9 protein-coding genes are annotated in these 7641 nt (G+C 64.2%); 4 read left to right on the forward strand and 5 right to left on the reverse strand.

The window, feature by feature from the left end:
- Positions 1-46: 46 nt before the first annotated feature.
- The 3 genes from RH864_RS18640 to RH864_RS18650 all read left to right on the forward strand — a co-directional run bounded on the left by RH864_RS18640 (position 47) and on the right by RH864_RS18650 (position 1517).
- Entirely contained in the window at positions 47-556 is a 510-nt protein-coding gene (locus RH864_RS18640) for a methyltransferase family protein (protein ID WP_310519080.1), read from the forward strand.
- 228 nt (positions 557-784) lie between these two features.
- On the forward strand, positions 785-1183 hold the full coding sequence (locus RH864_RS18645) for a hypothetical protein (protein WP_310519081.1): 399 nt from the start codon (positions 785-787) through the stop codon (positions 1181-1183).
- Between the two features lie 112 nt (positions 1184-1295).
- Positions 1296-1517, forward strand: a complete 222-nt coding sequence (locus RH864_RS18650; RefSeq protein WP_310519082.1) for an amphi-Trp domain-containing protein — start codon at positions 1296-1298, stop codon at positions 1515-1517.
- Between the two features lie 371 nt (positions 1518-1888).
- On the opposite strand, the gene RH864_RS18655 is transcribed toward RH864_RS18650, so the two are convergent.
- Complete coding sequence (locus RH864_RS18655; protein WP_310519083.1) at positions 1889-2305, reverse strand: hypothetical protein; 417 nt, start codon at positions 2303-2305, stop codon at positions 1889-1891.
- Between the two features lie 169 nt (positions 2306-2474).
- Between RH864_RS18655 and RH864_RS18660 the strand changes: the two genes are divergently transcribed.
- Positions 2475-2639: a hypothetical protein gene (locus RH864_RS18660; protein WP_164479568.1), complete on the forward strand. Its 165-nt coding sequence runs from the start codon at positions 2475-2477 to the stop codon at positions 2637-2639.
- Positions 2640-2697: 58 nt separating this feature from the next.
- Here RH864_RS18660 and RH864_RS18665 read toward each other — a convergent pair whose 3' ends face one another.
- The 4 genes from RH864_RS18665 to RH864_RS18680 all read right to left on the reverse strand — a co-directional run.
- A complete protein-coding gene (locus RH864_RS18665; RefSeq protein WP_310519084.1) occupies positions 2698-3735 on the reverse strand; it encodes a diacylglycerol/lipid kinase family protein in 1038 nt (345 codons plus the stop codon).
- The gene (locus RH864_RS18670) at positions 3732-4832 is read right to left on the reverse strand and encodes a fatty acid desaturase family protein (protein WP_124895827.1); all 1101 of its coding nucleotides are present in this window, start codon (positions 4830-4832) and stop codon (positions 3732-3734) included. The genes RH864_RS18665 and RH864_RS18670 overlap by 4 nt, the downstream gene beginning before the upstream one ends.
- Positions 4833-4865: 33 nt before the next feature.
- Positions 4866-5405 (reverse strand): hypothetical protein, encoded by a 540-nt coding sequence (locus RH864_RS18675; RefSeq protein ID WP_310519085.1) that lies wholly within the window; start codon positions 5403-5405, stop codon positions 4866-4868.
- A 791-nt stretch (positions 5406-6196) separates the two neighbouring features.
- Positions 6197-7641: ApeA N-terminal domain 1-containing protein (locus tag RH864_RS18680; protein ID WP_310519086.1), on the reverse strand; the 1445-nt coding region annotated here is incomplete at its 5' end.

Below are 7641 nucleotides of genomic sequence, written 5' to 3' on the forward strand. Positions count from 1 at the left end.
CCCGCGGCATGAGCGGCGACGACGTCGCCGGCGGTAGCCTGGCCGCATGGCTCAGCCGGCCTCGCGCGCACGGGCGTGGATCGGGACGATCGTGTTCCTGTTCCTCGCGCCAGGCGTCGTGGCCGGCGTCGTTCCCTGGCTCATCTCGGGGTGGCGGTGGTTCGACTGGGGCGGGGCGGCGTGGCTGGTCGTGCCGGTCGCCTGGATCGCGATCGCGGTCGGCGTGGCGTTCCTGCTGTACGCGTTCGCGCTCTTCGCCCTGCACCGCGGCACGCCCGCGCCGATCGCGCCGACCCAGTCGCTCGTCGTCGTGGGCGTGTACCGGTTCGTGCGCAACCCGATGTTTCTCGCGGTGCTCCTCATCATCCTCGGCCAGGCGCTGCTGTTCGGGAGCTGGTGGCTCGTGTTCTACGCGGGCGTCGCGCTCGCCGCGGTCGTCGGGTTCGTCAAGGGGTACGAGGAGCCGACCCTCGCCGAGACCTACGGCGAGCAGTACCTTGACTACCGGCGGAACGTACCCGGCTGGTGGCCACGGCTCACGCCGTGGCGACCCTGACAGGAGCGGGACAGGAAGTCCTGGATTGCCGTCAATGCTCAGCAAGAGCAGCCTCGATGTCCGAGATATTCTGCACGAGACGAAGACTGTCCGGAATCCGCCGGAACCCGAGCGTCTCGGAGAACCGCGCGGCAGGTTCGGTGAGCGCGTCACTAGTCGCCGGGCTCGACCTCGAGAGTGAAGCCCTCGAGGCCTCGCTCCACCTCCAGCTCGAATGTGCGTGCGCTGATGTCCGTCGTGCAAAGATCCCTCGCCCACCTCGTGATCTGGATCTTCACCCGTGCGAGCTCCGGCGCAATCGCCGTAACGCTCGGCACACTCGGACAGCTGCTCGATCCGAAAGTGGTGATTGTCAGCACGTTGCCGGATGCCCAGGCCCTCACCCCGTGTCCTAGCTCGCTCGCCGCTGAATCCGGCTCGCTGACGGTCAGCGGAGACCCGACATCCTCGGATGGAAAGCCGGGATGTCCTGGGAGCGCTTCGGCCGATCGATCAACGGAAGCACCGCCCGCACATGAGGAAGTCAGCATCACGACCGCGGCGGCCACCATCGCCCATCGAACGCGACCGTGGAGTGGCATGAATCGAGCCTACAGCGTGTCGCCTAAAATATCGCTCGCGCCCTGAAGCCCGATTCAGGCTTCTACCAGTCGTTCGCGTGACGCGTCCCAGGTCGGGGGCTGGGCCGGGGTGGACTGAGGTCGATACGGTCGAGATCACGACACGAGGGAGATGCACCATGGACCTGTTCGACATCGACGACACCCAGCGCATGAGCCGCGAGGAGGCAGCCGCCAAGCTCCGAACCCTCGCCGACGTGCTGGCGAAGAACAACGCGGTCGAGTTCCAGCGCGACGGACGCCAGATCACGGTCCGCATCCCCGACCAGGTCCACCTCAAGGTCGAGGTGGAACTCGGCGCCGAGGGCGAGAACGAGCTCGAGGTCGAACTCACCTGGTGACCGCGGGCGTCGCTGCACCTCAGAAGTCCAGAAACCCGGTGGGTTTCCTGAAAAGCCACGAAAGCCCCTCCCGAAGGAGGGGCTTTCTGTCGCGCATGTCCCGAGACATCTGTAGTCGATGTCCCGACACATCACACGGTCGGGCTGACAGGATTTGAACCTGCGACCCCTTGACCCCCAGGCGTCCAGATGGCGACTTCGGACTCGCGACCCGCATGATTGCGGGCCTCTCCTCATGCAGATCATGTCATGGGATGCATGATCTGCATGGTCTTGGTCCCCTTCTGGTCCCCCGCTGGGAGTCGATTGGCGCGGCGGATGCAACATGCAGAGCTGCCTTCCGCGTCATGCTAATCAAGAAACTCTGAGGGTCATCCTGAGCTCGCGTTGCCGAGTGTATGGATGAACTTGCCGACCGCATCAGGGGCTGGCAGGTCGATTCGGAGTCGGATGCTTCCAGCTTTCGGTCCGGTGCCGTTGACGATTGCCGCTCCGCCGAGTTGGTCGAGAAGCGGGCCCATGGCGTCTGCTGCATCGGCGGGCAGATGTCCGACGCCGCGTCCGTTGGAGGTGACGGCGACCCCGGCGGGGGATCGTCGCGTGCGGGGCTGGGTGCGGAGGATGTAGGTGCGGGGCGCTTGACTGTCGCGTTCGCGATCGTTCACGAGGTAGTGGGTTCGTTCCAGCACGACAGGCCGTGTCGGAAGTTGCCGGAGATCGGGTAGTTCGTGGTGGCGGCTGATGCGACCGGTTGTGATGTGCAGAAGTTGTTCCCACCATGCGGGCATGAGCGCCCCTTCTCCTCGGATCGGTATGCCATCACCGAGGCGGAGCACTCTCTCACTATGTCAGCCCGTGCTGTGAATCCTCCGGCCAGCCGCAGGCCCGAACAGATCGCGCAGAGGCAATATCGTTGATCACCGGTTTTCTCGGGCGATTGAGCGTAGCGTGAGGAGCATGTGGACAGTTCTTCTCATCTTGCTTGTGGCATGGGTGGTGCTGTCGATCGTGGGATTCGTGTTCGAGGGCCTGCTCTGGTTGGCTATCATCGGAATCGTGCTCTTCGTCGGCACCCTGATCTTCGGGATACTCCGGCAGCGCGCCAAGCGCGCCAAGGCGTAGTCGCCCGCGCGGGACGCACGGAGCGCGGTCCACCTTCCTTGCCGTTGCGCCTGGGTTTCTACGGGCGTGACGGCCGCTGCCGGGCCGTGGTGCTCTTCTCCACCACGATCGTTTGGACCGGCACGCGTATGTGCAAGGCGCCTGGGCGGACGCTGACGCGGACACGGGTGATGTGGCCGAAGCTGTCGCCGTCGAGTTCGATGAGGTGAGGGGCGTCGAACCGGGCTTCGAACCGGGTTCCTTGAACGTAGGCGAGTGCGTGGAGGTCGGGCGTCTGCTGGAGGAGCCTGCGGCTGAGCGGGGAGCGGCGGGCGAGGCCTTGCAGGGTGAGGCGGGTTCCGATCCGCGCCCACCCGAAGCGTCCTGTCGGCCGCATCATCACGACGTCCAACAGCCCATCATCGATGATCGCAGCGGGGATCAGGAGCATGTTCCCGGTGAGTGTTCCGCAGTTGCCGACGATGACCGTGTGCGCCCGGGTCGACCTCACCCGCCCTCCGTCGATTCGGTAGTCGAGATGGAAGAGCTTGTTCGCGATGACCGAGCGGGCGATCGGTGTGACGTACGCGAACCAGCCGAGATGCTTCTTCGCAATGGTGCTCGTGCTCTCCGCCATCTCCGCATCCAGTCCGATACCCGCCATGACCATGAACGTATGCGAACGCCGGGCGCCGCTCTCGTCCTCGAGCTCAGCCACCCCGACATCCACGGGTCGGTCCTCACCTGCGAACGCAGCGGAAACGCAGGCGGCGATGTCGTTGAGCGGCGCACCGACATCGCGAGCAAGAAGATTGCCGGTGCCCAGGGGAACCAGCGCGACCGGGATGCCCGTCCCTTGCATCACCTCCGCGACGACGCGGACCGTGCCGTCGCCGCCAGCGGCCATCACCACCGCCGGAGCAGCAGCGAGAGCGTGCTCCGCGGCGGCCCGGCCGGCGTCGTCGCTGCGGGTCTCGTACCAGCGCGTCTGCGCCCACCCGTGCTCGGCCTCACACTCCGCGACCACGGGGTGAAGCCGTTCCAGCGGGGTTTTCACGGGGTTGTAGACGACGGCGGCGTGCCGTCGTCCTGCTGCGGGGTGGTCGCGCGTGCTCACTGCGGGACTGCGGTGATGTAGCGGCGCTGCTCGACCAGGGGACAGGTGAACACGTCACGCTCCCCCAGGCCGACGCGGTTGATGTACCGCACGATGATCGCATAGGACGCCAGCAACCCGGTCTGCGCATACGGCACATCATGGCTCCGGCAGTAGGCGGCGATGATGGGCGCCGCCTTGCGCAGGTGAGGACGCGGCATTGATGGGAACAGATGATGCTCGATCTGATAGTTCAGCCCGCCCATCGCGGTGTCGAGCAGACGACCGCCGCGGACGTTCCGGCTCATCATCACCTGGCGGCGCAGGAAGTCGAAGCTCGCATCACGAGGCACGATCGGCATCCCCTTATGATTCGGGGCGAACGAGACGCCCATGTAGAACCCGAAGAGCCCGAGTTGCACAGCGAGAAACACGAATGCGATGCCCGGCGACAGGACGAGGAAGACGAGCACGGGGAACCCGACCAGCCGGATCAGGAGGAACCCGATCTCGACCCCGCGCCTGCTCAACGGCCCGCGCGTGACCACCCGGCGCACCCCGGACGCATGCAGCGAGACACCCTCCAGGAGCAGGATCGGGAAGAAGAAGATCCCCTGATGCGAGCGCAACCACGACAGGACCCGCCCTCTCGGCACGGCACGCTCCGGGGCCACAACGATCACCGGCAACTCAATGTCCGGATCGGACCCCAGCTTGTTCGGATTCGCATGATGGCGGGTGTGCTTGTGCTGCCACCATCCGTAGCTCATCCCCACCAGCAGGTCGCCGAGGACGAGGCTCACCCAGTCATTCCATTTACCCGAGACGAAGATCTGCCGGTGCGCCGAATCATGCCCGAGAAAGGCGATCTGCGTGAACACCACCGCCAGGAACACCGCCGTGAACAGCTGCCACCAGGTGTCACCGATCCACACGAACACCAGCAGACCACCGGCGAGCACAAGCGGCAGACCGATCAGCTTCGACCAGTAATACCCATACCTGCGACGCAGCAACCCCTGATCCCGGATCGTCTTCGCCAGGGCCGTGAACTCGCTACCGGCCCGACCGCCGTGTCGATCTGCAGAGCGCGGTGTGGTCGAACGGATCCCATCCATGATGCGCCTCGCATCCTAGGGTCACGGACGTCATCAACGCCCGTGACCACCCTCGTCAGTCCAGTCATCGATGCGGGCACGATCGTCGGTCGCCGCGGCACGCCGATCCCGCTCAGACACTCGTGTCCCGGAGGTGCGGAACGTTACTGATTCCGCGAGAGCCGCGACAGAGGCCGCTCTGTCATGCTCACCCGCGGCCGCCTCGCGGAACCGGAGCGCCGCCGCATCCTGCCTGGCCCGGACCCCCTCGCTGATCTCCGCGAGCCGGTCGGCGAGCACGCCGCCGAGACCGTCGCGCAACTCCTCGAGATTCGTGTTCGCGATCTCCAAGCGACGATCCGAGATCGTCACCTCTACGGTCGAGTACCCAGCCTTCGCAAGACGTTCCCGCGTCTCGCTCCCCAGGATCTCCGTGATCTCGTCCCGTTCGGGGCGGCGCGTGAACACCGCCTCCACCGTGTAACGATCCGGGGCCTCATCAGTCATCAACGCCGCAGGCAACGACCCCACCAGCACCGATCCCAGGCCCAGCGTCGCGGTATCTACACCGCTCGTTCGTGTCTGCGTCTCCATAACCCGACGTTACGCCCCCAACATGTACGCCTCACAGGTTCAACGAAACCCGCGCGCGCCGCAGAAAACCCCTACAACGTCCCCGGACAGCACAGCCAGAGCCCATCGAGTCCGGGGAAGCCGGTGATCCGACTCTCTCCGACCGAGAAGCTGACATCGTCGATGCTGTGGGCAAGGTGGTCTCCGGCACCCGAGGTACGGGGAAGGCCCCCGCCGATGCAGTTCCACCGCCCCGACGGGGGCCTTTCTCGGGCGCCGGGTGCCCGGCGTCTACACGATCTCGCTCAGATCGCACGCCCCCGGGCGACGACGTAGCGGTCGATCAGCGCGTTGAATGCCTCGATGTACCGATCATGAGATTCAAGGCTTCGCCTCGCGAATCTTGTTCAACATCGCTGTCGCCACAGTTCACAACTCGCGGTCAGGTGGGCCCGATGACGCTGTGGTCCCCTTCTGGCCCCCTCCACGCCCCCTGACGCGTCGAACAGAAGATTCCAGAAGGCGGTCAATTCATCTTTTGATCAGAGAAAAGAGAAGGATCTACTTCGCACAACCATCAGGGCGCGACCACCCGTGCCCCAGGCGTCCAGATGGCCTCGCTGGGCTAGAACCCGCGTGTTTCCAGGGATCTGAGCGTGCGGAACACGTCACGACATGCATGGTTTGCATGATTCTGGTCCCCTTTTTTTCCCCATCGCGCGACGAGTTACCCGGCGCGGTTCGCTGGTAAGCATCTGTCGGCTCAGAACAGCACCCGTTGCGTCCACACCGCGCGACCCCCTCACGCACCCTCAGATCTCCGCCGCCGCTCCTTCTTCGGCGGGGATGGCTTGCCACGTCCCTCGGTCGTCAACGATGCGGACGCGGTACGCATCGAAGCGTTGTTTGATGTCCCAGAGCTCAGAGCCTTCTCGATATCGACCTAGCAGTTCATCCGCCTGTCCGGTGAGGCTGACAGCAAGGAGCCGAACCACGAGTTCGTTCACGTCACCGATGAGAAAGGTTTCCGCGTGATCAGGAAACGAGCCACGATCGGCGTGCTTCACCGAGTTATAGTTGCTCGCGATCGCTTTGGCGAGCCCAATCTGGCTGTAGATATAGTCACCCCACCGAATCCCTAGGAACTCCAGGCAGCGGTAAATATACGTCGACGTCGTAGGTCGATTGCGGTGGTAAGTGGCTTCTTCGCCCAGGCGTTCGCCAAGCAGCTGCCCCGCCGCTTCAAGACTCATCGAGGTCGACATGACAACATCCTCTGCGAAGCGATGCCGACGTCCAATGATCGCGACCGCCGGCAGAATGAACCGTTCCCAGGCCTCATAGCTCGCCGCCCATGCCGCGAGCCCGTCTGCGCCGAGCTCTTCGAGCACGAGCATGGGACGCCCGAGCTTCTTCTTCGACGGAATGGGCTGCGCACGCTCCCGAATAGTGCGAGCGCTGACAACCTCAGCAAAGGGATGATCGAACACTTCGCCACTCATAAGATGCGAAGCGATACCCTCATCGCGCACCCGGTGATCACGGAATGAGAGAGCAGTTCCAAAGAGGAACACCAATAGGTGCAGGACCTTACGTTGCTCGACGAGGTGGTCAGCGAAGGGGCGAGGGTCGTCCCACTCGCTCTCCAGCACGACATAGTCCTCAAGCTCGTGGACGCGCTCGTACCCATCTTCTCGCGCTGCAAACCGCCATGTCCCCCTCACTCGGAGCGTGGCGTCACCTTGGTACCACTCGATCGGCTCCGGACTCTTGACCTGGATATCGAGCGCGTTCGTTCGCTTCTCCTCGTCCCGGGTGCTTTCCGTCGTCACCGATGTGATGCGTGACCACCGGTTGAGGCCGTCGGCACTGCTTTGACAAAGCTTGACAGTCAGCGGGTCAGTCAAGCTACGGTCCCGCGAGTGGAGCAATGTCTCAGAGGCCGTAAAGCGCCCGCTTCCGACTCGCGAACCCGTCGCGTCAGAGTGCCCGCTCCAGCGGCAGCCGAACAAGAGGATACTGCCCTCGCGAGCATGCACCAAGACGTTCTCGGGTGGCGTCATTCGACGAAACCACTGGTCAACGTGCTCAAACTGCGGCACAGCGAAGCCAGGCATGTACGGCACCTCGACCTCAACGCCTGTCTCTGTCATCCGCAAGGTTGCGCCAACATATGGCGTCTCTTCGATTCCATCGACCAACTGAATCGGCCTGACTTTCGTTCCGTTCTTCAAGTAAGGATGGAACACGATGAACA

The sequence above is a fragment of the Agromyces aerolatus genome, from assembly GCF_031432255.1.
Lineage (GTDB): Bacteria > Actinomycetota > Actinomycetes > Actinomycetales > Microbacteriaceae > Agromyces.

Bases quoted from the DNA above. Each gene is read 5' to 3' on its own strand.
- RH864_RS18640 (WP_310519080.1), top strand. From the start codon at position 47: ATGGCTCAGCCGGCCTCGCGCGCACGGGCGTGGATCGGGACGATCGTG.
- RH864_RS18645 (WP_310519081.1), top strand. From the start codon at position 785: ATGTCCGTCGTGCAAAGATCCCTCGCCCACCTCGTGATCTGGATCTTC.
- RH864_RS18650 (WP_310519082.1), top strand. From the start codon at position 1,296: ATGGACCTGTTCGACATCGACGACACCCAGCGCATGAGCCGCGAGGAG.
- RH864_RS18655 (WP_310519083.1), bottom strand. From the start codon at position 2,305: ATGCCCGCATGGTGGGAACAACTTCTGCACATCACAACCGGTCGCATC.
- RH864_RS18660 (WP_164479568.1), top strand. From the start codon at position 2,475: ATGTGGACAGTTCTTCTCATCTTGCTTGTGGCATGGGTGGTGCTGTCG.
- RH864_RS18670 (WP_124895827.1), bottom strand. From the start codon at position 4,832: ATGGATGGGATCCGTTCGACCACACCGCGCTCTGCAGATCGACACGGC.
- RH864_RS18675 (WP_310519085.1), bottom strand. From the start codon at position 5,405: ATGGAGACGCAGACACGAACGAGCGGTGTAGATACCGCGACGCTGGGC.